Source organism: Vibrio misgurnus, assembly GCF_029635775.1.
Classification (GTDB): domain Bacteria; phylum Pseudomonadota; class Gammaproteobacteria; order Enterobacterales; family Vibrionaceae; genus Vibrio; species Vibrio chanodichtyis.
Genome location: NZ_CP113241.1, coordinates 1,002,644 through 1,024,815 on the forward strand (window position 1 = coordinate 1,002,644; position 22,172 = coordinate 1,024,815).

General features: G+C 46.5%; 19 protein-coding genes. 5 read left to right on the forward strand and 14 right to left on the reverse strand.

Annotated elements, in window-relative coordinates:
* Position 1: 1 nt before the first annotated feature.
* Complete coding sequence (locus tag OOK74_RS04820) at positions 2-265, reverse strand: GrxA family glutaredoxin (protein WP_000498418.1); 264 nt, start codon at positions 263-265, stop codon at positions 2-4.
* 302 nt (positions 266-567) lie between these two features.
* Between OOK74_RS04820 and OOK74_RS04825 the strand changes: the two genes are divergently transcribed.
* Positions 568-1,788: an iron-containing alcohol dehydrogenase gene (locus tag OOK74_RS04825; RefSeq protein WP_278183195.1), complete on the forward strand. Its 1,221-nt coding sequence runs from the start codon at positions 568-570 to the stop codon at positions 1,786-1,788.
* A gap of 82 nt (positions 1,789-1,870) precedes the next feature.
* Here the strand turns inward: OOK74_RS04825 and OOK74_RS04830 are convergent, their stop codons facing one another.
* The 4 genes from OOK74_RS04830 to OOK74_RS04845 all read right to left on the reverse strand — a co-directional run bounded on the left by OOK74_RS04830 (position 1,871) and on the right by OOK74_RS04845 (position 6,696).
* Positions 1,871-2,740 carry a MurR/RpiR family transcriptional regulator gene (locus OOK74_RS04830; RefSeq protein ID WP_166013183.1) on the reverse strand — a complete coding sequence of 290 codons (870 nt, stop codon included), beginning with the start codon at positions 2,738-2,740 and terminating at the stop codon, positions 1,871-1,873.
* Positions 2,741-3,051: 311 nt separating this feature from the next.
* On the reverse strand, positions 3,052-4,698 hold the full coding sequence (panP, locus tag OOK74_RS04835) for a pyridoxal-dependent aspartate 1-decarboxylase PanP (protein ID WP_278183196.1): 1,647 nt from the start codon (positions 4,696-4,698) through the stop codon (positions 3,052-3,054).
* Between the two features lie 154 nt (positions 4,699-4,852).
* Positions 4,853-5,758 carry a LysO family transporter gene (locus OOK74_RS04840; protein ID WP_274722030.1) on the reverse strand — a complete coding sequence of 302 codons (906 nt, stop codon included), beginning with the start codon at positions 5,756-5,758 and terminating at the stop codon, positions 4,853-4,855.
* A 17-nt stretch (positions 5,759-5,775) separates the two neighbouring features.
* Positions 5,776-6,696 (reverse strand): HDOD domain-containing protein, encoded by a 921-nt coding sequence (locus OOK74_RS04845; protein WP_278183197.1) that lies wholly within the window; start codon positions 6,694-6,696, stop codon positions 5,776-5,778.
* A 386-nt stretch (positions 6,697-7,082) separates the two neighbouring features.
* Between OOK74_RS04845 and OOK74_RS04850 the strand changes: the two genes are divergently transcribed.
* Positions 7,083-7,670, forward strand: coding sequence for a TfoX/Sxy family DNA transformation protein (locus OOK74_RS04850; RefSeq protein ID WP_274722028.1), 588 nt, complete (start codon positions 7,083-7,085; stop codon positions 7,668-7,670).
* A 140-nt stretch (positions 7,671-7,810) separates the two neighbouring features.
* Here OOK74_RS04850 and OOK74_RS04855 read toward each other — a convergent pair whose 3' ends face one another.
* The 3 genes from OOK74_RS04855 to OOK74_RS04865 form a co-directional block, all read right to left on the reverse strand.
* A complete protein-coding gene (locus OOK74_RS04855; RefSeq protein WP_274722027.1) occupies positions 7,811-8,359 on the reverse strand; it encodes a hypothetical protein in 549 nt (182 codons plus the stop codon).
* 198 nt (positions 8,360-8,557) lie between these two features.
* Positions 8,558-9,055: a response regulator gene (locus OOK74_RS04860; protein ID WP_166013177.1), complete on the reverse strand. Its 498-nt coding sequence runs from the start codon at positions 9,053-9,055 to the stop codon at positions 8,558-8,560.
* Positions 9,052-10,998, reverse strand: coding sequence for an ATP-binding protein (locus tag OOK74_RS04865; RefSeq protein WP_278183198.1), 1,947 nt, complete (start codon positions 10,996-10,998; stop codon positions 9,052-9,054). Before OOK74_RS04865 ends, OOK74_RS04860 begins: the two co-directional genes overlap by 4 nt.
* 222 nt (positions 10,999-11,220) lie before the next feature.
* Between OOK74_RS04865 and OOK74_RS04870 the strand changes: the two genes are divergently transcribed.
* Both OOK74_RS04870 and serC read left to right on the forward strand, forming a co-directional pair.
* On the forward strand, positions 11,221-12,486 hold the full coding sequence (locus tag OOK74_RS04870) for a DUF945 family protein (RefSeq protein ID WP_278183199.1): 1,266 nt from the start codon (positions 11,221-11,223) through the stop codon (positions 12,484-12,486).
* Between the two features lie 120 nt (positions 12,487-12,606).
* Positions 12,607-13,701, forward strand: coding sequence for a 3-phosphoserine/phosphohydroxythreonine transaminase (serC, locus tag OOK74_RS04875; protein ID WP_278183200.1), 1,095 nt, complete (start codon positions 12,607-12,609; stop codon positions 13,699-13,701).
* 113 nt (positions 13,702-13,814) lie between these two features.
* Here the strand turns inward: serC and cydC are convergent, their stop codons facing one another.
* From cydC to OOK74_RS04905, 6 genes are all read right to left on the reverse strand, one after another.
* Positions 13,815-15,536, reverse strand: coding sequence for a heme ABC transporter ATP-binding protein/permease CydC (cydC, locus tag OOK74_RS04880; RefSeq protein WP_278183201.1), 1,722 nt, complete (start codon positions 15,534-15,536; stop codon positions 13,815-13,817).
* The gene (gene cydD, locus OOK74_RS04885; protein ID WP_277206751.1) at positions 15,529-17,316 is read right to left on the reverse strand and encodes a heme ABC transporter permease/ATP-binding protein CydD; all 1,788 of its coding nucleotides are present in this window, start codon (positions 17,314-17,316) and stop codon (positions 15,529-15,531) included. Before cydD ends, cydC begins: the two co-directional genes overlap by 8 nt.
* Positions 17,317-17,431: 115 nt before the next feature.
* A complete protein-coding gene (gene trxB / locus OOK74_RS04890; protein WP_274722021.1) occupies positions 17,432-18,388 on the reverse strand; it encodes a thioredoxin-disulfide reductase in 957 nt (318 codons plus the stop codon).
* Between the two features lie 151 nt (positions 18,389-18,539).
* On the reverse strand, positions 18,540-19,298 hold the full coding sequence (locus tag OOK74_RS04895) for a SanA/YdcF family protein (RefSeq protein ID WP_278183202.1): 759 nt from the start codon (positions 19,296-19,298) through the stop codon (positions 18,540-18,542).
* The gene (locus tag OOK74_RS04900; RefSeq protein ID WP_274722019.1) at positions 19,271-19,600 is read right to left on the reverse strand and encodes a DUF3392 domain-containing protein; all 330 of its coding nucleotides are present in this window, start codon (positions 19,598-19,600) and stop codon (positions 19,271-19,273) included. Before OOK74_RS04900 ends, OOK74_RS04895 begins: the two co-directional genes overlap by 28 nt.
* Before the next feature lie 59 nt (positions 19,601-19,659).
* Positions 19,660-21,348: an NAD-dependent malic enzyme gene (locus tag OOK74_RS04905; RefSeq protein WP_274722018.1), complete on the reverse strand. Its 1,689-nt coding sequence runs from the start codon at positions 21,346-21,348 to the stop codon at positions 19,660-19,662.
* 423 nt (positions 21,349-21,771) lie between these two features.
* Between OOK74_RS04905 and OOK74_RS04910 the strand changes: the two genes are divergently transcribed.
* Positions 21,772-22,137 (forward strand): transporter, encoded by a 366-nt coding sequence (locus tag OOK74_RS04910; RefSeq protein WP_274722108.1) that lies wholly within the window; start codon positions 21,772-21,774, stop codon positions 22,135-22,137.
* Positions 22,138-22,172 lie beyond the last annotated feature (35 nt).

Below are 22,172 nucleotides of genomic sequence, written 5' to 3' on the forward strand. Positions count from 1 at the left end.
CTTAATCAAACAGGCCAAGATTTTCTTTGGCGTAAGCTTCAAAATCGGTGCAACCACCAATGTGTTGCTCATCAATGAAGATTTGTGGAACGGTTTCTACTGGTTTGCCAATGGTTTTTTCCAAATCTGCTTTGGTAATACCTTCGGCGTGGATATCAACATAACGGTAGTTAAAATCATCACGCTTTGCTTTGAGCGTTTCAGCATGTTCTTTCGCGCGAACACAGTAAGGACAACCAGGACGACCAAAAATGACCACAAACATAACTTTCTCCCTCATTTTATTTGCGCGTACTATGCCCGATCCGATGTGGGAAATAAAGTGTGTTTTTTCTCTTTATTCAATAGCTAAAAACGATGAAATGGCCAGTCATTCGCTTTACTGTTCGATTTTTTGCTCGCAATTATAATGGAATAGATTGAAACGACTATATTTAGGTGTGAGATGGTGCAATAAGCCTTGATTTTTTTGTGGTTAATTTTGGCAAGTTGTACTGGGTCAAACAAATTTAGCCACTTTGCGGGCAAGCTAGTGGTTGATGATGTATCAGAGAGCTTGGAGGCTACATGTTTCAATTTATGACCGCGACACGGATCATTTTCGGTGAAGGGTCGTTAGACAACGCTCTGTCGATCATTAGTCAGTATGGCTACAGTGTGCTACTCATTTCAGGCAAAAACCCTCAACGTTATGCACCGATCGTGGCCTATTTACAGCAGCAAAAACTGCGTTATCAGCATGTACAGGTAACGGGTGAACCGAATATCACTATGGTGGAAGAGACGGCGCTGCTAGGTCGCCGTTTTAATCCAGATATGGTAGTTGCGATTGGCGGTGGTAGTGTGCTGGATATGGGTAAAGCGGTTGCTGCGGTCATTCCTAATCAAGGCAATGTGTATGATTATGTGGAGGTGGTGGGACGCAGTGTTCCGCTCAAAGCTAAGCCGCTGCCTTTTATTGCGATACCTACCACTGCCAGCTCTGGCTCTGAGGTGACGCGCAATGCAGTACTCCGATCGGCGCAGGATCGGGTTAAAGTCAGCTTACGCAGCCCAGATATGTTAGCCGATGTGGCGATTATCGATCCCACGTTGACTTATGGCACTGATCGGCTGATTTCAGGGCGTGGAGCATTGGATGCTTTTACCCATGTGATGGAAGCTTATGTATGTGGTCAGTCTAATCCGTTGACCGATATGATTTGTGAAGAAGGGCTGCGTCGCTTAAGTCGCTCGATAATTCCAGCGTGTTTGCGGGATGATAAAAAGGCTCGCAGTGATTTATCTTTTGCTGCCATGTTAGGTGGCATGGCTTCTACCAATGCAAAATTAGGCGCAGCACATGGACTAGCCGCCGCGTTAGGGGGGAAATTAGAGGCTCCCCATAGCGTGATCACTGCACGGTTGGCGCCGATTGTGATGCGTGAAAATATTCAAGTTGCCCGAGAGGCTGGGCGCAGTGATATTTTGCAACGCTATCAAACCATTTCACGTATTTTAACCGGGCGTAAAAATGCCGGAGTCGAAGACAGTATTTTGTGGGTTAATATGATGCTAGAAAAATTGAGCATCCCCAACTTGACCGATTTTGGCGTATGCACCACCTCATTTGAACGGGTGGCGACGGATGCGCTCAAATCGACCTCGATTAAAGGCAATCCGATGCCACTTACCGTACAACGCTTGACGCATATTTTGCAGCAAGTGTGTGCTTGTTATCCCCAGGATTTGCCCGTGATTCAGGCTGTCGGCACTGCAAAAATATCTCATTTGTTGCAGCAAGAATAACCGGTTGAGTGGATGATTCGGGGGAGCCCAATACTTGATACGACAACGGAGCCATTAGGCTCCGTTGTGATACCTCTTGCCATTAATGACTTGGGTTAAAGTAAGGTGGCAATTTATCGTAGCGCGAGTCTTTTAACACTTCTTTGACCCGCTTAAGATTTTCTCGAAAACCGGAACCACGGCGTAGAGTGAAACCGGTTGCCAGTACATCAATCACGGTCATTTGGACCACGCGGCTTGCCATTGGCATGTACACGTCTGTATCTTCCGGAACATCCAAGCAAATCGATAATGAACTGGCTTGGTCGAGTGGTGAATCTTTCGCAGTAATGGCAATCACCGTTGCACCATTTTCACGCGCCAGATTAGCAATTTCAACTTGGCTTTTGGTGCGCCCGGTATGTGAAATCAGCACAATCACATCGTTATCGGTGCAGTTAATACAGCTCATGCGCTGCATCACGATATCTTCAAAACAGCTAATTGGGATATTAAAGCGGATGAATTTATTTTGAGCATCGCGTGCGACAGCGGAGGAAGCCCCCAAACCAAAAAAAGAGATACGTTTGGCTTGAGTTAACAGGTCAACCGCACGATTAATTTGGAGCGGGTCGAGACTATTTTTGGCGACATCGAGACATGCCATGGTCGACTCGAAAATCTTGTGCGTATAAGCGTCTGGGCCATCATCTTCTTCTACATTACGGTTCACATAGGGCGTACCGTTAGCTAGGCTCTGGGCTAAATGCAATTTAAAGTCCGGAAAACCTTTGGTATCTAAGCGGCGGCAAAAACGGTTGACGGTGGGTTCACTGACGTCTGCCATTTTCGCTAGCGTAGCGATGCTGGAATGAATCGCCGTTTGTGGTGATGCCATAATCACTTCAGCAACCTTACGCTCTGACTTGCTGAAATTTTCCAGATTTTTTTGAATTTTTTCTAATGTATTCATAGTGTTCACGCAGGCTAGAGCACAACTCGTCGGTTAGGGTGTGGCTGGAAACAACCGGTGATAAATCAATGGTTTCCATATGATGAACCCACCAACGCCAATTGCCAGAGTATAAACCCAAGCACCACAGAAGCAGAAATGAAACTCTCATTAAGACAGTAAGAATATGACCCGCCTCAATTAAATTTTATAAAAACTACACATTTGATGGCCAGCTTCCGTCATATTGGCCATTTCTTGGCGCTGATTGCACCAAGAGTGACCACAATCTGAAAGTTTATTTCGGTTTTTAGTCACTCTTGGTCAGGATGTTAGTGGTTGACAATGCGTGCCGCTAGCTCGGTAAGTTGTTGCATTAACTTCGGTGCTTGTTGGGCAATTTCGCGCTGTTCCTCTAATACACTATGTAAAATTTCTTGAGTAGTCAGCGGGTTGGCGAGTACCACTCGAAATACGATTGTCGCCAGTTTATCCCACTGATGTGGATTTAACTGAGTTCTGGATACGAATGACTTGCCGGTTTCGCGTTGTTTTTTCTGAATAAATTTAGTGAGTTCATTAATTAAATCATTCAGTTGTGCCCGTTGTGCCCCTTGTGATTGGGTGAGCGCACTTCGTACCTGTGCTGGAACATAGCGGTAAGTTAACAGGCACAATTCTGGTTGAGACACCAACTCAAAATCGGCTTGTGCCTCAATTAAATCAGCAAAATAGCGCGCTTTTTGTATGCTTTGATCGATTAATAGCTCAAACCCTGGGCGGCTAATAATGTGCATGCTTGCGTAGACCAGCATGGCCATCCCCGAACGAGAGCCCTCCAAGGTATGGCTACCCAAGTCTTTCGAACCTTGCCGCAAAATGTACTGCGCATGGTGCTCAATTGAACGCATGGCGTGCTGATCTTTAAATAACACCATGCCTGCGCCCATCGGAATATAGAGCTGTTTATGCGCATCAATGGTGACCGAATCGGCCAGTTCAATCCCATCTAACAGAGCACGGTAGCGATGGGACATTAACGTTGCTCCGCCCCAAGCCGCATCAATATGGAAATGGATCTGCTCTTGTTGGCAAATTTGGGCAATCGCTCGCAGTGGATCAATACTGCCGGTTTCCGTGCTGCCCGCAACACCGACCACCGCAAAGACTTTTATGTTACGTGTGCGCAGATCGGCAAGTTTGTGCTGTAAATCGAGTGGACAGATCCGGTTATTGGCATCGGTTTTCACCGCTACCAGCCCTTCTTGACCAATCCCAAGTACATCGGCGGCTTTCTTCAATGAATAGTGGCCTCGCTCGGAAACCAAAATGGCTAAACCTTGATAGCCATAGTGCTGCATCGCTTTAAATAGGCCGGCTTTTTCAACCCCAGGGAAATCGCCATTGGCTTTGAGTGCATTATTACGCGCTACCCAAAGCGCGGTAATATTGGCAATGGTTCCACCTGAACAAAATGCACCGAGCGAGTGCTGGGCACTGTGCATCCATTGCTGATAAAAATGGTCGCTTTGCCCGTAAATCAAACGATGGATCATGCCTAACACTTGCCGCTCTAAGGGCGTAAAAGCTTTAGACGTTTCAATTTTGACCAGATTTTGGTTGAGTGCGATCATGATTTTTGACAGCGGCATCAAGAAATAGGGTAGTGCCGAGGTCATATGACCGATAAAACTTGGTGAAGCGGTGTGCACGGAGTGCGATACCAATCGGTCGAGTAAATGTTGGGTATGATCGGAAACGAATTGCGGCTGTTCAGGAATGCACGGGTTAGAAAAATCTTTCTCAATCTCTTTGAGCGGTTTTTCTTCAGCGACAATGTGTCTGCGCAAGAAATCGTTTAAGTTGCGCGATAGCTCTTCATCAATTTGGGTTAATGTCGAATCCGGACCTTCAGGCACGGTGAAGATCTTGAGCAGGGAATCGAAGTTGACTTGCGCAGTTTTTTGTTCTGATACCATACAGCGTCGTGGATATTTGAGTTGATGAGCATTAGGCGCGACAATTTAATTCAAAATGGTGACAATGTCCCGTCTTAATTCGGAAAGCCTTGGTTGCATGGATGCTAGGTGTCAGCTAAAAAATGTCAACCATATTCCAATCCAATCTTACGCTTTAGCTGGCAAGAGAGACAAAAAATAAGATCAAAATCGGAACTAACAGACTCAGAATAAACCCACTTACAATCGCTACCGGGACGCATTTTACCCCGCCAGTGGTCTGAATTACCGGTAATGTAAAATCCATCGCCGTGGCTCCAGCATAACCAATCGCGGTGCATGGCACGCGGCGGATCAGCATCGGGATCAACACCAGTGCGACCAGTTCACGCAGCAGTTCAATCATAAACGATGCACCACCTAATACAGGGCCGAATGCGTCGCCGACCAGAATTCCAGCTAACGAATACCAACCAAACCCGGAAGCCATTGCTAGTGCTTGATAGAGTGGCATATCGAGCAGCCAGGCGGCGAGTACGCCACCTAACCAACTTGTGGCGACGATGACCACAGCGATGATCATGCCATGTTTATTGAGCAGGATCTGTTTTAATGACAAGCCACTATTGCGCAGTTGAATACCGATAAAAAACAGCAGCAGAAATAAAATCCAACTGCTAGCTGATTCCACCCACGCTAGATTTTGATTAAGTAAAATACCGATTACTAGTCCTGCGCCAACCACCAAAATCAGTTTGGCTGACTCTAACATCATGCTTGAAAGCGATAGTTTAGTGTGGTTGGTGTCGGTACGCAGTGGCAAATAGTGATCAATTACAGGTAGCGCCAGTAAATTACATGTGCCTAGTATCACGAAAAAGACCGCACTATATTTAACGATAGTCTGTAGATTGGCTTGTAGATTATCTAATCCTGCCAAACTTAAGCCCATTAAAAATAGGATCACATATACTAGATGTGAAGTCGCGCGGCTCAACCGATGCAGGTGTAATGGGTTATGGAGGGTAACCAGATAACCGACCAGTAGTGGTGCCAAAATAAACATCATCCCTGATAGCATAATTTCCTCACTGTGCTTCAGATACCGCTGGCACTGATCACATCACTTAACTTATGTTTAAATTCCATCTCACTCATATTGCTGAGTTGGTAAAGCACCTCTGCGCCTTCCGCGTTGATCTCAACCTCGTGATCATCCAGTGCTTCATCTCGTTTTCTAAAGAGCAGCAGATGATGTGCGATACGCGCAACATCCAGATAACTCACTTCTGGTCGGGCGCTGATTAATTCACTATTGCATGACACTTCTAAAAAGTCGCTATCGAATCCCCAATGTTGCAAGACTGATTGACTGATCGGTGAACATTGTGACTGGAAGATTTGCAGCGCAATGTTCGGGTCGAGATAATGACCGTGTTGCAGATACAGATGGTACTCATTGACTAGACAGAATAGACCAATATCCGCCAATAAACCGACTAATAATGCCTTTTCTAACTCAAGATAGTGGTATTTTTTCGGATCAATCGATTTGAATGTTTGTGCCACTAATAACATTGTCGCACCCAGTTCACGCGATGCCATAGCGCTTTTGACCAAGATATGATGGCACGCTTTATTCAGATTGACCGAATGTTTGAGCTGTTCGATGGCTTGCGCGGTGACTATATCACGTACCCGTAAAATACCCAGTCGAGAAACGGCCGTCACAATCTCATTGCAGGTAATGTTACGTCGATTAAAGACCACCGAGTTGGCGATTCGAATGACCGTAGCCGACAGGCCTGGATCTTCAATCAAGCAATCGGCCACATCGGAGATCGAAGTTGACTCAATCAAACACAGCCGCTGAATTTTCAGTACCACATCCGAAATAGGGGGGAGGGAGATTTTCCCAGTACTAATCGAAAGCTCGACCAATTGCGCAAACTCAGTTTCCAATCCTTGGATGAGTTGATGTTTTGTTTCTGGTAACCAGTAAAAAGATAGGTGACTCATAAAATACACGATCAAGCAAAGTGAGCTGCATTTTTACTATCGCTAAACCAAATAAGCAAACAGTTCCAAGCTTTTTACGCCTCGAATAACTTTGGTTTGAATTACGGCTAAAACGTATTGATTGCTTGAATGTTTTTGGCTTAATTAGCGGCGTCAACAAAAAATTGACACTGTGATACTAATCTCATAATGTGCCCAGATCAAATTGCATCAGTGTGAGATAAGTCCGGACTTATTTTGCTTCGTTAACTATCATTGTCTACACAAAAAAAAGCAAGCCAATACTAAAGATTGAATAGGCTTGCTAAGAAATTCATATTTTCGCTTTATTGCTGCTATCTGGTGATCTTCCTTAATCGGGGAATATGATTAAAGGATCAATGGATATGAATGAGCAACAGTTTTTAAATTACATAACTAAGTTTGGCGCATATCAAAGACGTTCTATGTTTGGTGGTATCGGGTTGTTTCAGCACGATGCGATGTACGTGTTGGTTAGTGAAGAGCGTATTTTTATCCGCGGTTGCGAGGAGTTAGACCCTGAGCTGATTGATTTAGGGTGTGAAAAATATCGTCATGTCAAAAAACAGACTACGGCTACAGTGAATTATTATGATATTACCGATCTTTATGAGCAAAATTATCCAGAGCTAGATTCGATTATCGAGCGTTCTATTCAATTTTCGGTGGATCAGCGTGAGTTTCAACGTTCAGTCGCTAGTCGTCGTCTACGTGATCTGCCCAATATGCAACTCACCTTAGAGCGCATGGTAAAAAAAGCCGGTATCGATGATGTTGAAACCTTTATTAAGTTAGGTGCGCCAGCGGTGTTTAATAAGGTGCGTCAGACTTATGGTAGCGATGTTGATGTGAAGTTATTGTGGAAGTTTGCCGGTGCGATTGAGAGTATTCATTGGAAACTGCTGCAAGAGCCACGTAAGCGTCAGTTGCTGGAAAGTTGTCAGCTACGTTGAAACATGCCACACCATTAACGTGATAAAAAATAAGCCGGATGATACCGGCTTGTTTTTTTTATGTTTATCAATCGTTTGTGGCGTTTGTGACTTGCTACAGCGGATAAGGTTAAACGCTATCGACGGTTAACCTTGTGAGCTTAAAAATTAAAGCGAGCAGTAAACATCACCTGATCGTTGTAAAAATCGTTAAAGCGCGCTTCCGCTCCGAGTGCAAACAATTCGGTGGCATGGAAGCGTGCATACACTGAGCCTAACCAGTCGTCATTATTATCAATCGAGACATAACCCGCTTTGCCACCGACTTCAAGCTGTGGACCTAACCATTGGCGAATACCGATATTCAGTTCCATTCCGGTATCAGCGCTAGAGCGTTTGCGATCATCAACTAAGCGAAATAACATTTCCCCAGTCAAATCAGCCCAGTTGTTGACTGGAGCGTGGAAGCCTAATCCTGCAGCAAAGTCGAAATCACTTTCGAACTCTGAATCGATCCGAGCAATCGCGTGCGCATTGGGATGAATAGAGCGGCTCATCGCAGCACCAAAAGTCATAGGGCTAGCGCCGATACGCGCTTCTAGGTAGTCATAACTAAAGTTACTCATTACTGCGCGGTTATCACGCTCACCTTGAGCTACCGCTGAACCTGCGCCAAGAAGTAGTGCAGTTACCAGGATTGTTTTACGCATAATTAAGATAAACCTATCTCTTCAGATTAATTCCAAGGCCGCTGCGGACGAATAGGCAGCGGCTGAAGCCATACATCAGCTCCGGGTTCATGGTTTGACATCATAAAGCATTGATGTATCACGCTACTATCAAAAAATGTCAGAGTTTTGTCGTTTAGATGAAATTTAAGCAAATTAGGTGCCAAATTCGGATTGACGCTACTCACCAAAGCTCATCCTTTTTGCTGCAATCGCATTGAGGATTTTTTCAGCGTCCAAAATCTGGATCCAAGGCATTAGATCACTTTCGTTGGCAATCACATAGTGCGTGAGCTGCTCTTTGACCACTTGTCGTAATTGTTCACCTTGCCACGGTTTAGCAATATAGAAGTGTAGGCTGGCATGATTAACTGCTTGTACCGTGTCTTCCAATCCTGCTTGACCAGTGAGTAACATTTTGCGCGTTTTAGCGGTATCCACATCTTGATTTAATTCAATCAAAAATTGGATCCCAGTCTGCTCTGGCATAATGTGATCACACAGAATTAACGCCAACGCGACCTGTTCATCTCGATAATCTTCAATCACCGATTTGGCTTCTGCCACCGATTGTGCTGCTTCAATAATAAAGTGCTGTTCGAAACAGTCGAGATCTTGCACCACGCTGTCGAGCACTTCTCGTTCATCATCTACACATAAAATCAGATATTTGTTCATGGCTTGCTCCTGGCCAACTTTGGTGCGACTAAAGGGAGCCACACGGTCATGCTGGTGTATTGGTTGGGCTCAGATTTGACCTCAATCCAACCTTGATGTTGTTGAATGATCTGTTGGCATACCGACAGACCAATACCAAGCCCAAAGTTACCTTCGCGCTTAGTGGTATAGTTGAGGGCAAAAATCTGCTCGGTGAGTTGTGCTGGAATGCCACATCCGTTATCAGTAATGTGGATCACGGCGTATTCTTGATCTTGATAATGCTGTTGCTCGGTTTCAATCCGTAATCGGCCATGTTCAGGAAATGCATCAATCGCATTGGAAATTAGGTTGGTCCACACTTGTTGTAACGCGATAGGTAAGCAGTAAATCAGTGGCAGTGCGGCGTATTCTTTTTCTACCGTGTGTCGTTTCAAGCGATTTTCGAAAATGACCAGAGTATCTTCTATCCCTTCATGAATATCGGTTAAGCGATAGGTTTCATCGTCCGGCCTTGCATAGCCTTTCAGGCTTTTGACCATATCGGCAATACGCTGTGCACAGACTTGAATCGAACGCAAAGTACTACCCGTGAGATGGTAACTTTCTAATTGTTCTAGCTGTTTTTGTGCCGCGTCAGGATCGCTTTTGGCAAATTGGATTAAATTTTGATTGTCATCGAGACCCAGTTTGACCATTTTTTTGGCCAGTAGTCGATGATGAATGATGGTTTCCAACTGTTTGGCTTTGCTGCGTTCTTGTGAGGTAGATATGGGGCGCGCTTGCATTGCTTGGCGCAATAAATTTGCCCCTAATTCGATTTGGGTACGTTGTTCTTCATTGAGCAGATGGCCAATATGGCTCGAGAGGGTTTCGGTACCGCGTAATATGGCCGCTACTGGATTGTTCAATTCATGAGCCACCCCCGCGACTAATTGACCGAGCATAGCCATCTTTTCGCGTTCCATTAATTGCTGATGGGCCGATTCGAGTGAGTCGAGGGTTTTTTGTAACTCCAATTTGGTGGTGATACTACGTTGTAAACGACGATTGAAATGGCGCAGCAATAAGTTGGTAAACAGTGGCAATAAGCTGGTGTCGTTATGCATTACTTTGGCAAACACCTCGCGGTCGAGTTTGATCACTGCGGTTTTGGTTAAGGTGATGGCGGTCGAAAATGATGGCTCACCGGTAACAAATGACATGCCACCGACAATATTGCCTTTGGTGTGACGTACCACTTCACGTTGCTGACCAAGGTCATCTTTCTTATACAGCGCCACTTCGCCTTCAGTGATAAACCACAGAAAGCGGTTTGGCTCGCCTTCTTTAGTCAGCAGATGTTGGGCCGAATAGCTGCGACACGCTTGGGTATCATCTTGCTCGGCAAAAATTTGATGCAGAGCACCAATCACCTTTTCGGCTAATTCATTATCTGACAGGCGGTGGTAGTCAGAGATGAATCCTTCGCGATAACTACGCATTTTATTATCGATATGGGCGCGCAATAAGCGTTGCTGATCAAGCACTGTACTGTAAGAGAGAACATTGTCTTTATCGTGTTCAAGTACAAAAGAGGTGAGTTCTTGTACCACGGTTTTGTAGAGAGCATGCTCTGGTAGCGGTTGAGTTAGGCAGTAATCTAAACGCCCTTCATTGACCGCATTGAGAATAGCTTGGATATCCTCGTCACCACTGATCAGAACCTTGCGGGCGAATTTGGTATGAGCAATTTTATCGAGTCGGATCAAAAACTCAGCCCCATTGAGCTCTGGATGATGGCTAGCGATAACTAATGCGACGATTTGTTCACTTTGTTCTATAAACTCAAGTTGTTGCTCAGCCTCTTCGACAGACCCGCTGCTGTAGATATTGAATTTTCCAGCAAAGCTCGCCAATTCTTGACACCAATTTGCAACGCTTAGTGGATGGTTGTCTAAAATGAGTAGGGCATACCGATTCACAACGTATTCTCTGGCCACGGGTTAGATGGTTACTGTAGCAGGGATAGCGTAAGGGAAATGGGAGCCGAGTTGAATAATTTCTGATCGACAGTGTTGCAATTCAATACTCTGATTTATTTCATACTTTGCTAGGAGTTTGCCCTAATACTGACAATTATTTGTATCTTGTCAGTGTTTGGTCACCTAAACTACACAGATTCAATCGCAAGGAAATAGACGACGATGAAATCAATAAAAATAATCGGTGCCGTGGGTGGGGCTGTTGCGCTAGGGTTATGCTGGCCGCTTGCGGTTGGGCAAATTGGGGAATCAGTGATTAAAGATGGCCTTAACCGTTTTGAAAGCTCATCGATCACCGCGGAATTGGTAAGTTATCAGCGTGGTTATCTCTCATCACACATGCAAACCCGTTATCAAATTAGTGATCCAATCTTGGCTGCGCAGCTACAAGCCGAAGGGATCCCCAGTGAAATTGTGGTCGATAGTCAACTGCAGCATGGCCTGTTCGGTATTGCGGCCATCTCAACCTTGCCACAATATCCACAGTTTCCGGTGCAGATGCACTCGACTACGCATTTAAATGGCAATACTGACTACACTGTCAATTTGGAACAATGGAATTATATGTTCCAAGGCGAAGTGCCGGTCAGTGTGATGATTGAGCCGACGCAACTGACTGGCTCAGTGACCAAATTAGGGGAAATTACCTTCCAACTCAGCATGCCGAACGTCGTGTTTGATTTTGAAAATCAAGCCCAAATGGTGTTGAGCCAAATGACGCTAGAGGGACAAGGTAAAGAGAGTGATGGCTTGTGGCTCGGTGCGCAGAATTTCAAACTGGGTAAACTGGGCGTCAATCAAGCAGGCCAAACCGAATTGGATTTGGATGGTTTTGCCTACCATTTTACTTCTGCGTTGGATAAGACTCTGACTCGTTTTACGACCGCCCATCAAATGCAGATTGCTAAGCTGCAATATAGCGAGGGGGAATGGCAGGATATTGGGTTAGATTTTACGCTGGGTGATCTCGATACCGAAGCGACTAAGGCGCTATCTCAACTATATCAAAATGCTCCAGAAATGAGTGAGCAAGATATTGCACAAATTCTGCCGCAAGTTGATGCGTTGTTTCAGCAAGGTTTTTTTATTGCGATTGATAAATTTACCGCCAAAATTTCTGGTGGTCATGTCACCTCTGATTGGCGACTCGCGGTGCCAGAAGGTACACAAAATCTGCTGCAAGATCCATTAGCGGTGATCCCAGCCTTAACCGGGCAAAGCAAAACATTTGTCTCTCATCAGCTTGCCGAAAGTTTTCCTTTCATTCAGCAGGCGGTGGATCAATTGGTCATGATGGAGATGATGACTCAAAATGAGCAAGGTTATACGTTGGAAGCCGAAATTAAAGACGGTAACGTGGTGTTCCCAAGCGGAAAAACCATGCCATTAATGATGCTGATCATGCCGCTGTTGATGTCGCAAGGCTAGCTTGTTGCTAACGATGGTTTGCTGATGAAAAGAGGCCGTAAGGTCTCTTTTCGCGCTTTTTATCTGCGGGAAAAAGTGGTATTAATCACAACACTTTTCGTTAGCAGGAGCAAACAACACATGGAGCACAATACCGATACGGTTTACAACTTTAGCGCTGGCCCAGCTGCCTTGCCTAAGGCGGTCATGCTGCAGGCACAAGCGGAGTTGGTAAACTGGAATCACCTCGGTACTTCGGTGATGGAGATCAGCCATCGCAGTAAGCCATTTATTCAAGTTGCCGAACAGGCAGAGCGCGATTTGCGCGATCTTCTCAACATTCCAGACAATTACAAAGTGCTGTTTTGCCAAGGTGGCGCACGGGCGCAATTTGCTGCAGTACCGCTCAATTTATTAGGATCGGCGCAGACTGCAACCTATATTGATGCGGGTTATTGGGCAGCTAGTGCGGTCAAAGAAGCGAAAAAATACTGCTCGGTGGATGTTTTCGATGCCAAAATTGAAAAAGAGGGCAAAGTTGCGGTGTTACCGGCCAGCGAATGGCGCATTGCTGAGCACGCTGCTTATGTGCATTTTTGTCCTAACGAAACGATTGATGGGATTGAGATTAACGATTTACCGGTAACCGATAAACCGATTGTCGCCGATATGTCATCGACCATTTTGTCTCGTGAAATCGATGTGTCGCAGTACGGAGTCATTTATGCGGGAGCGCAAAAAAATATCGGCCCGGCTGGGATCTGTATTGCGATTGTGCGTGATGATTTGTTAGATCTGGCCAGTGATTTACTACCAGGTGTGCTTAATTACAAGATTTTGGCTGAGCAAGACTCAATGTTCAATACCCCGCCAACGTTTGCTTGGTACCTTTCTGGGTTAGTGTTTCAGTGGTTGAAAGCGCAAGGTGGGGTGCGAGCGATTGAGCAAGTCAACCGTGCGAAAGCTGCACTGCTATATGACTATATCGATAGTTCGGATTTTTATCGTAATAATATTCACCCAGCGAACCGTTCGTTGATGAATGTGCCTTTCCAACTGGCGAAACCGGAATTGGACAGTACTTTCTTGGAATTGGCGCAAGCGCGTGGGCTGGTCTCGTTGAAAGGCCACCGAGTGGTGGGAGGCATGCGAGCTTCGATCTACAACGCGATGCCATTGCAAGGTGTACAAGCCTTGGTTGATTTTATGCGTGAGTTTGCTGAGCAATATGCTTAATTTCGCATTGACGCGATCACTAAGCTAATCGATCACTCTAGCGGATGACTTGCAAAAATGATGGCTCCCTAAAGGCTGATTAATCAAAGCCTTTAGGGATTTTTTTCATAAGGTTACAGGGTTTGAGTTAACTGATGGTAGCGGCCTTGCTTGGCAAGCAGATCATGGTGATGACCGTATTCCACTAACTGACCGTGCTCAATGAGCGCAATCGCATCCATCCGCTCAAGATTAACCAGCCGGTGGGTGATCAATAGCACGGTTTTCTCGGCAAAATGCGCTTGCAGTAGCTGCATGATTTGCTGCTCAGTCTGTTTGTCTAAGCCTTCGGTTGGTTCATCGAGTAATAAAATCGGCGCATTATGCAGTAGAGCGCGAGCAATGCCGATCCGCCGTCTCTCACCACCCGAGAGCTGACGACCTCCGTCTCCCAGCCAAGTATTGAGCGCAGTGTCTTCTAGCAGTTGATCCAATCCTACTTGTTGCAGAACTTGGCTTAACTGCTCATCGCTTGCGCTGGGTTTGGCTAAGATCAGATTATCCCGCAGTGTGCCGTTGAGAATATCCACTCGCTGACTGACCACGCTGATCGCCGCGCGCAAGTCACTTTCTGACCATTGGCGAATATCGCTGCCGCCGATGGTAATTTGCCCGTAGTCTACATCCCAATAACGGCAAATTAACTGAATTAAAGTCGATTTACCCGAGCCAGTTTGCCCCACGATCGCCACTTTTTGCCCTGTGCTCAGGGTTAAACTTAGGTTATCGATCGTATTGGATTGCTGAGCTTGGTAAGCAAAACTCACGCTTTGCAAAGCGATATCGTACCGTCCATTGTGCGCGGCTGAGTGTGGCGCAAATTCAACTTCGGGCTTAGCGAGAATAATTTCATTCAGCCGACGAGCCGAAGTCATGGTTTGGCCTAAATGTTGGAATGCCATTGCCATTGGCATCAGTAATTCTACGCTGGCTAGTGTGGCAAACGCGACTAGTGCGATCAGTGGATCGGGCGCGCGTCCACCCACCCCATCGGCGGCTAGCCACAGCATGAGTACTAATGTCCAGCCATTCGCCAGTAGCAGTAGTGATTGAGCTAATCCTGAAATTTTTGCATTCATCGATTGATTGAGTAGCAGTTTATCTTGAATGCGTAAGATCGCTTGGCGATAGTGAACTTCTGCACCAAAAATAGTTAATTCACTATACCCTTGCAACCAATCGAGCGTACGGATACGCAGTTCTGCTTTATGCTGAGTGAGCTGCTGGCCGTTGCGATTGCCTAAGTGGTAGAACAGCGTTGGCCATACCAGAATGATCACTAACAGCAGCGCGCCTAGCGTGATGCCGAGTTCATGATCAAACCAAGCAATAAGGCTGGTGAGCGCACTAATCCCCAATACCGCGACGGTGACCGGGCTGATTAAACGTAGATAAACATGATCCATGGCATCAACATCGGCCACGATGCGATTCAGCATATCGGCATCGCGTACTGCACTTAAGCGCCCAGGGATCAGTGGGGTAAGCTTGGCAAAGAAAAATACCCGCAAATCGGTCAGCAGTTTGAAGGTCGCGTTGTGGCTAACCACACGCTCTCCCCAACGGCCTGCGGTACGCCCCATGGCAAAGCCGCGCACAAAGGCACCGGGTAACATGTAGTTAAAGGTTTCTCTGGCAATGCTTAACCCTGCGACGGCGGCTGCCGATAAAAACCAGCCGGACAGGGTCAACAAGCCAATCGAAGCGAGTAGGGTGAGCAGTGCGAGTAGCATACCAAGGGTTAAGCTGAAAGCATGTTTTTTATACAATTTTAGGTAAGGTAGCAATTCACGCATCGAGATCCCCTTGCGCCGCGATTTGTTGTGCTTGGTTGGCTGCGAGCAGAGTGGCAAATAAGCCGGTTTGTTGGCTTAATTGATCAAAATGGCCGGTTTGCACCAGTAGGCCATGTTCCATCACTAAAATTTGCTCGACCGTATGCAGTGGCTGTAACTGGTGAGTCACCAATAAAGCGGTGTGTTGTTGAATACTGCGCTTCAGTCCACGCATCACATATTGCTCGCTACGAGCATCTAAGCTAGCGGTTGGCTCATCGAGTAGCCAGAAGCGGCCATTTTGTAACATGGCACGCGCTAAAGCCAAACGCTGGGCTTGACCTACCGATAGACCTTGTGAGCGATCACTGATGGGATAGTCTAAACCATGCTGTGCCACAAACTCGGTCGCGTAAGCGGATTGCAGCGCTTGATTCAGTTGTTGTTCAGTGATCTCCTGCTTACCGAGTGTGACATTGTCACGAATGCTGCCGTGCAGTAGTAGCGGATTTTGGCCGACCCAACTGATGGTTTGTCGCCACTGTGCATGATCTAATTCACGCAGTTCAATACCGTTGATGGTTAAGCTACCTTGGTAGGGCATAAAGCCCAAAATGGTATTGATTAAACTGGTTTTGCCTGCGCCACTTGGCCCTACCAAGGCGCTGGTTTGGCCCGCTTGTAGGGTAAAAGAGAGTGGTCCGGCTAAACGTTGACCTTGCGGGCTGAGTACGATCAGTTGATCGGCGACGATTTCAATCGCTTGCTCGGCCGCGAGCGTTTGCTGGCCACTGTGCAGTGCTGCGGCCTCAGTGTCGAGAAAATCGACAATCGATTCTGCCGCTCCGACCGCTAGCTGCTTAGCGTGGTAATAAGTGCCGAGATCACGCAGTGGCTGATAAAACTCCGGCGCTAAAATCAGCACAAACAGTCCGGCAAACAGGGTTACGCTGGCACCGTAGTAGCCAAAATTCAGCTCTCCAATATAACTAAAGCCGAAATAAACCGCAGTTAGCGCAATCGAGATTGAGGTAAAAAACTCCAGTACCGCCGAGGAGAGAAACGCGATACGCAATACATCCATGGTACGGTGACGAAACACTTCCGATGCAGCTCGCATTTGCTCGGTTTCTGCACCAGCGCGATCAAACAGGCGGATCGTGGTGAGCGCTTGTAGACGATCGTAAAAATGGCCTGATAAGCGTTGTAGTGCTTTAAAGTTTTTACGGCTCGCTTCTGCCGCTTTGATGCCGACTAAGGCCATAAACAGCGGCACTAACGGTGCCGTGATCAGGAAAATCAATCCAGCCGCCCAATTGACCGGAAGCACGACCACCAAGATCACCAACGGTACTAGCACGGCCAGCGCCATTTGTGGTAGGTAACGCGCAAAGAAGTCGTGTAACTCTTCGACTTGCTCTAATAGCAAGCTTGCCCACGCGCCCGCTGGCTTGCCTTTAATATAAGCCGGCCCCAGTTCCCGCAGCTTATCGAGAATTAATTGACGGATATAACGACGGATCTCTTCACCGCAGCGAAAGCCAGCGATTTCACGTCCCCAAGCGCAGAGGGCACGCAGTGCAATCAGCAGTGTTAAGCCGAAAAAGTGTGGGATCAGCAACTGTTTATCGATTTGTTCAATGATCAGCTGATGCAAGATCGAGGCAAGCAACGCCGCTTGTGCCACTAGAAATAGGCTTGATAACACTCCCAATCCTATGGCGATGGCAAGCCACCGTTTAGCGCGTTGACTTTGCTGTTTGAGCCACAGATTTAAACTGCGCTGTTTTTGGTTATCCATTGGCAAGACTTTATGAGCATAATAATTGTAATGGGCGTCAGTATACAAAGAAAAGCCCGCCGGTAATACCTAGCGGGCTTGGGGAAATAAAAACCAGCCTAACGTGAACGGTTGGTTATTTGGCTTGGCTGTCTAGATAACGTTCGGCATCCAAGGCAGCCATACAACCGGTACCAGCGGAAGTGATTGCTTGGCGATAGTTATGATCCATCACATCACCGGCGGCAAACACACCTTCAATACTGGTTTGAGTGGCATTACCATTTAGACCGGATTGCACCACAATGTAACCGTTATTCATCTCAAGTTGATCGGCAAAAATCTGCGAGTTGGGTTGATGGCCGATGGCAATGAAGACCCCCATAACAGCCAAATCTTCAGTGGCATCGGATTGAGTATCTTTCAGACGCACCCCTGTAACTCCCATCTCATCACCGAGCACTTCCTCTAACGTGCGATGGGTGTGCAGCACAATATTGCCGTTGGCGACTTTTTCCATCAGACGATCAATCAGGATTTTCTCGCTGCGGAAACTATCACGGCGGTGGATCAAATGGACTTCGGCGGCGATGTTAGACAGGTAAAGCGCCTCTTCAACCGCGGTATTGCCACCGCCCACTACCGCTACTTTTTGATTGCGGTAAAAGAAACCATCACAGGTGGCACAAGCTGAAACCCCGCGGCCTTTGAACGCTTCTTCCGAGTCCAAACCAAGATATTTCGCCGATGCGCCAGTTGAGATGATCAGCGCATCACAACTGTAGGTTTGGCTATCGCCAGTTAAACGAAATGGGCGGGTAGAGAGATCGACCGATTGAATATGATCAAACACGATCTCTGTTTCAAAACGCTGTGCATGCTCTTGCATTCGTTCCATCAGACCGGGTCCGGTTAAACCCTCGGCATCACCGGGCCAGTTTTCGACTTCGGTCGTAGTGGTCAATTGACCACCTTGTTGCATACCGGTGATCAGCACCGGTTTTAAGTTAGCGCGCGCTGCGTAAACCGCGGCAGTATACCCAGCAGGGCCAGAGCCCAAAATTAGCAGTTTGCTGTGTTTCACGTTACTCATGGAGCACTCCAATAAGGACGAAAGGGCATTGGCTCATTGCTTGTTCTAGTGATAAAACATAAGCGAATGATAAGAATCGCTTTTGATTGTAGGGAATGTGGTGAGTGAAGAAAAGTGGTTTACCGAGCAAATTGGTTAGCGTCGCTGACAACTATGGATTTGATGGCGGGCTTTCGCTTGCTGTGACTTCACTTTGTTCAATAATGATAGGCTCTTTAGGGCCAAGAAACTTCGGTTGGGTATTGAGCACAAAGAGATCAAACACTGCGTAAGCGCGCGCAAACACTTCACGTAAACGCACTTTGAAGCCGGAATGGCTGCTCGGTCCAGGGACCGCGAGGCAGGATGCTTGGATATTTTGAAAGTGAGCAATAAACAGGGCTCGTTCACAATGAAAACGCTGGGTAATGATCAAAAAATTGTCGGTATCAAAAATCGCTTTAGCGCGAACGATCGAATCTAAGGTACGAAAACCGGCATAATCGAGAGAAATATGCTCATTGGGGATCCCTGCTCGCAGCAAGTCGCGTTTCATGGTCCAAGGTTCGTTGTATGAGCGATGCGCATTGTCGCCACTGAGCAAGAAATTGCTGACTTTTCCTTGTTGGTAAAGCTCGATCGCGGCATCAATCCGATGGACGTAGTACTCGTTGAGTGTTCTACCTATGTATTTACTGGTACCCAGCACCACCGCGACTTGAAAAGACGGTGCGCTTTGTGTGTTGTTAATGATGTTACTTTGCGTCTGCCAAGTTACCCAACGGTCAATCGCCAATAAGCTAACCAACACCAAGCTCAACACCAATAGCAGAGTATTGCTTATTTTACGCCAAGGTAAATGGCACAATGGTGTCGCGATAGCCGCGCTGATTCGGCGTAGAGTTAGATTTGACGGTTTCTTTGTGCCCATAGGCCTATCACAATAAAACAGCTTACGATAACAGTCAGCATGATACCTGAATCCAACTGCGCGAAGAGTTGCGCAAGGTAAGGGGTTGCTTTGATGATGATTAAACCGTATCCAAACGCGTTAATAAAGATAAATGCTAGGGTTCGTACCAGAAAATGTTGATTGCGCAATGTTTGACGCAAAAATGCATTCATCTCACCGCCAAACATGACTAACCCACAAGCGATCAGTGCTGTGGCAATTTCATTCAAGTAAGGCAGCAGAATTTGGCCGGCGGGCGATAAAAAATCAAAAAGTTGCATGGTTTCCACTTATTGGATGGTTGTTACAGCCCCTGTTACTCGGGGCTGTTCGGTTTCGCTTAGAAGGCCGTGCGCTTATAACGGCGATAAGCTGGTTGCCAGAAGTGCTGCTCAATGGATGCCTCTAGCGCTTCGTCGGTAATTTCTGGTGCCATACCTTGCTCTATGGCTTTTTTGGCTACCGCGAAAGCAATTTTTTTCGATACAGAATGGATCGATTCCAACGGCGGTAATAATGGCCCATGGCCATAGATCGCCATCGGCGAGCTGCTGGCTAACGCTCGACTGGATTCCATCAGCATTTCATCGGTAACTCGGCGTGCATTGGCCGCTAACACCCCAAGGCCGATGCCTGGAAAAATATAGCTATTGTTGCATTGTACAATGGGGTAGGTTTTACCGTCGTGTAATACGGGATCAAATGGGCTACCCGTAGCGACTAAAGCCTCACCATTGGTCCAGCGAATGATATCGCTTGGCAGCGCTTCGACTCGACTGGTTGGGTTCGACAGTGGAAAGATAATCGGTCGTGGGCAGTGCTGATGCATCTCTTTGATGATCTCTTCACTAAATAGCCCCGGTGCGCCAGAAACGCCGATCAATACGGTCGGTTTGGCATTGCGGATCACATCATGCAGTGAGTAGCCACTTTGTTCGGTACTCCAATGTTGGGTGCTGGCTTTTTTCTGGACCAAACGCTGTTGGAAATCGAGCAGATTGGGCATACCTTCTTCGAGTAGTCCCCAGCGGTCGACCATATACACTTGTGAACGTGCTTGTTGATCGCTGATGCCTTCCGAGACCATTTGCGCAATGATCGCTTCGGCAATCCCACAACCGGCAGAGCCAGCACCTAAAAAGGTGATCCGCTGCTGCGAGAGTTGACTTCCAGCGGCTTGACAAGCCGCTAATAAAGAGCCGACCGTTACCGCCGCGGTACCTTGAATATCATCGTTAAAACAGCACACGCGATTTTTATAACGCTCAAGCAGTGGCATGGCATTTTTCTGGGCGAAATCTTCAAATTGAATTAAAGCATCAGGCCAGCGACGCTGCACCGCCTGGATAAACTCATCAACAAACTGGTCGTAGTCTGGCCCTGTGATCCGCGGATGACGCCAGCCCATGTACATTGGATCCGCCAGACGCTGTGGATTATTGGTTCCGGCATCTAACACCACTGGCAAAGTGTAAGCGGGACTAATTCCACCACAGGCGGTGTATAACGACAGCTTACCAATCGGAATCCCCATCCCGCCTATGCCTTGGTCACCAAGGCCAAGGATGCGTTCACCATCGGTAACCACAATCACTTTGACATTATGGTTGGCAGCATTATTGAGTAGGTCATCGATGCGATCACGATTCGCATAAGAGATAAATAGCCCACGACCACGGCGATAAATATTAGAAAAATTTTCACACGCTGCGCCGACAGTAGGGGTATAGATGATCGGCATCATTTCTGAAATATGGTTTTGTACCAGGCGATAGAATAGGGTTTCGTTGGTGTCTTGAATATTGCGCAAGTAAATATGTTTATCCATATCGCTTTCAAAGCCACGATACTGCTGATAAGCGCGCACCACTTGTTCTTGGATGGTTTCGGTGGCTTCGGGCAGTAAGCCCTCGAGGTTAAATGAAGCACGTTCTTCTGCGCTAAAAGCACTGCCTTTGTTAAGCAACGGAGTACTGAGCAGAGCAGGGCCAGCATAGGGGATATAGAGTGGACGTTTATCGTTATTCATAGTCGACCTGTTGATAGGGTAGCAGAGACCGCAAAAGAATACCGATTTGCGAGCTGAATTGTAAGTGGACAATCGGATGGCTGTTTTTGATTATTATGCTTCTGTGCACAAGGACATAATTTGCCATATTTATGGTTCAATTATTCATCAATCGCTTAGCGATAATATGATGAACATGGATTATTGCTTTCTGGGGAAAAGATTTCATTTGAGTATGGAAATATTAATCAACTAAGCACATATCATATAAAATATGTATCTCTAGTGTTATTAATTTGGTTTTTATATAGCCTTTTGATTTGTTTTTAAAGTATAAAAGACCTTTTTTATATATCGTATTGCTATATAAAAAAGATTAGTTAATAGTGTGTTGGGTTGCCAATTGTGTCGGAGAACAGAATGGAAAAGGCAAGGATCAGCGCTGTGTTTGATTATACCGCCTTCTTAGGGGTGTCATGCAGCCAAAAATGGACTTTTGCTGAAGCAATTAGCTTATTGGCCTCGGTGTTTGGCCGCGATTGGTCAAAAACGATGGGGCAAGATCATGGCCTTGAGCCGCAAAGTCCTCAAGATCGGCTATGGGATATTGCGTTAAAGCAGCTCTCTACCCGACGCAGTGATGAATCAAATGTGATCACTTTGGTTAAATTAGCCAAACAGCAAGGGATTGAAGAGCTGACGTTAGTAATGCCTTATGCTCTCGATGAGCAGCAGTTAACTATGATTCAATCCAAAAGTGCGGCCTGTATTGAAGCCACCAATCAAGATGAATTGTTAATTAAATGGTAAATGAAATTAGCCAGTTAATTGTGAGAGGGTGAGCA

Excerpts from the sequence above, each read along its gene's own strand:
- OOK74_RS04840 (WP_274722030.1), bottom strand. The coding sequence starts at position 5,758 with ATGCTATCAGGGATGATGTTTATTTTGGCACCACTACTGGTCGGTTAT.
- OOK74_RS04850 (WP_274722028.1), top strand. The coding sequence starts at position 7,083 with ATGAATGAGCAACAGTTTTTAAATTACATAACTAAGTTTGGCGCATAT.
- OOK74_RS04820 (WP_000498418.1), bottom strand. The coding sequence starts at position 265 with ATGTTTGTGGTCATTTTTGGTCGTCCTGGTTGTCCTTACTGTGTTCGC.
- OOK74_RS04895 (WP_278183202.1), bottom strand. The coding sequence starts at position 19,298 with ATGGGCACAAAGAAACCGTCAAATCTAACTCTACGCCGAATCAGCGCG.
- OOK74_RS04860 (WP_166013177.1), bottom strand. The coding sequence starts at position 9,055 with ATGAACAAATATCTGATTTTATGTGTAGATGATGAACGAGAAGTGCTC.
- serC (WP_278183200.1), top strand. The coding sequence starts at position 12,607 with ATGGAGCACAATACCGATACGGTTTACAACTTTAGCGCTGGCCCAGCT.
- trxB (WP_274722021.1), bottom strand. The coding sequence starts at position 18,388 with ATGAGTAACGTGAAACACAGCAAACTGCTAATTTTGGGCTCTGGCCCT.
- cydD (WP_277206751.1), bottom strand. The coding sequence starts at position 17,316 with ATGGATAACCAAAAACAGCGCAGTTTAAATCTGTGGCTCAAACAGCAA.
- cydC (WP_278183201.1), bottom strand. The coding sequence starts at position 15,536 with ATGCGTGAATTGCTACCTTACCTAAAATTGTATAAAAAACATGCTTTC.
- OOK74_RS04900 (WP_274722019.1), bottom strand. The coding sequence starts at position 19,600 with ATGCAACTTTTTGATTTTTTATCGCCCGCCGGCCAAATTCTGCTGCCT.
- OOK74_RS04870 (WP_278183199.1), top strand. The coding sequence starts at position 11,221 with ATGAAATCAATAAAAATAATCGGTGCCGTGGGTGGGGCTGTTGCGCTA.
- OOK74_RS04825 (WP_278183195.1), top strand. The coding sequence starts at position 568 with ATGTTTCAATTTATGACCGCGACACGGATCATTTTCGGTGAAGGGTCG.
- OOK74_RS04845 (WP_278183197.1), bottom strand. The coding sequence starts at position 6,696 with ATGAGTCACCTATCTTTTTACTGGTTACCAGAAACAAAACATCAACTC.
- OOK74_RS04855 (WP_274722027.1), bottom strand. The coding sequence starts at position 8,359 with ATGCGTAAAACAATCCTGGTAACTGCACTACTTCTTGGCGCAGGTTCA.
- panP (WP_278183196.1), bottom strand. The coding sequence starts at position 4,698 with ATGGTATCAGAACAAAAAACTGCGCAAGTCAACTTCGATTCCCTGCTC.
- OOK74_RS04830 (WP_166013183.1), bottom strand. The coding sequence starts at position 2,740 with ATGAATACATTAGAAAAAATTCAAAAAAATCTGGAAAATTTCAGCAAG.
- OOK74_RS04905 (WP_274722018.1), bottom strand. The coding sequence starts at position 21,348 with ATGAATAACGATAAACGTCCACTCTATATCCCCTATGCTGGCCCTGCT.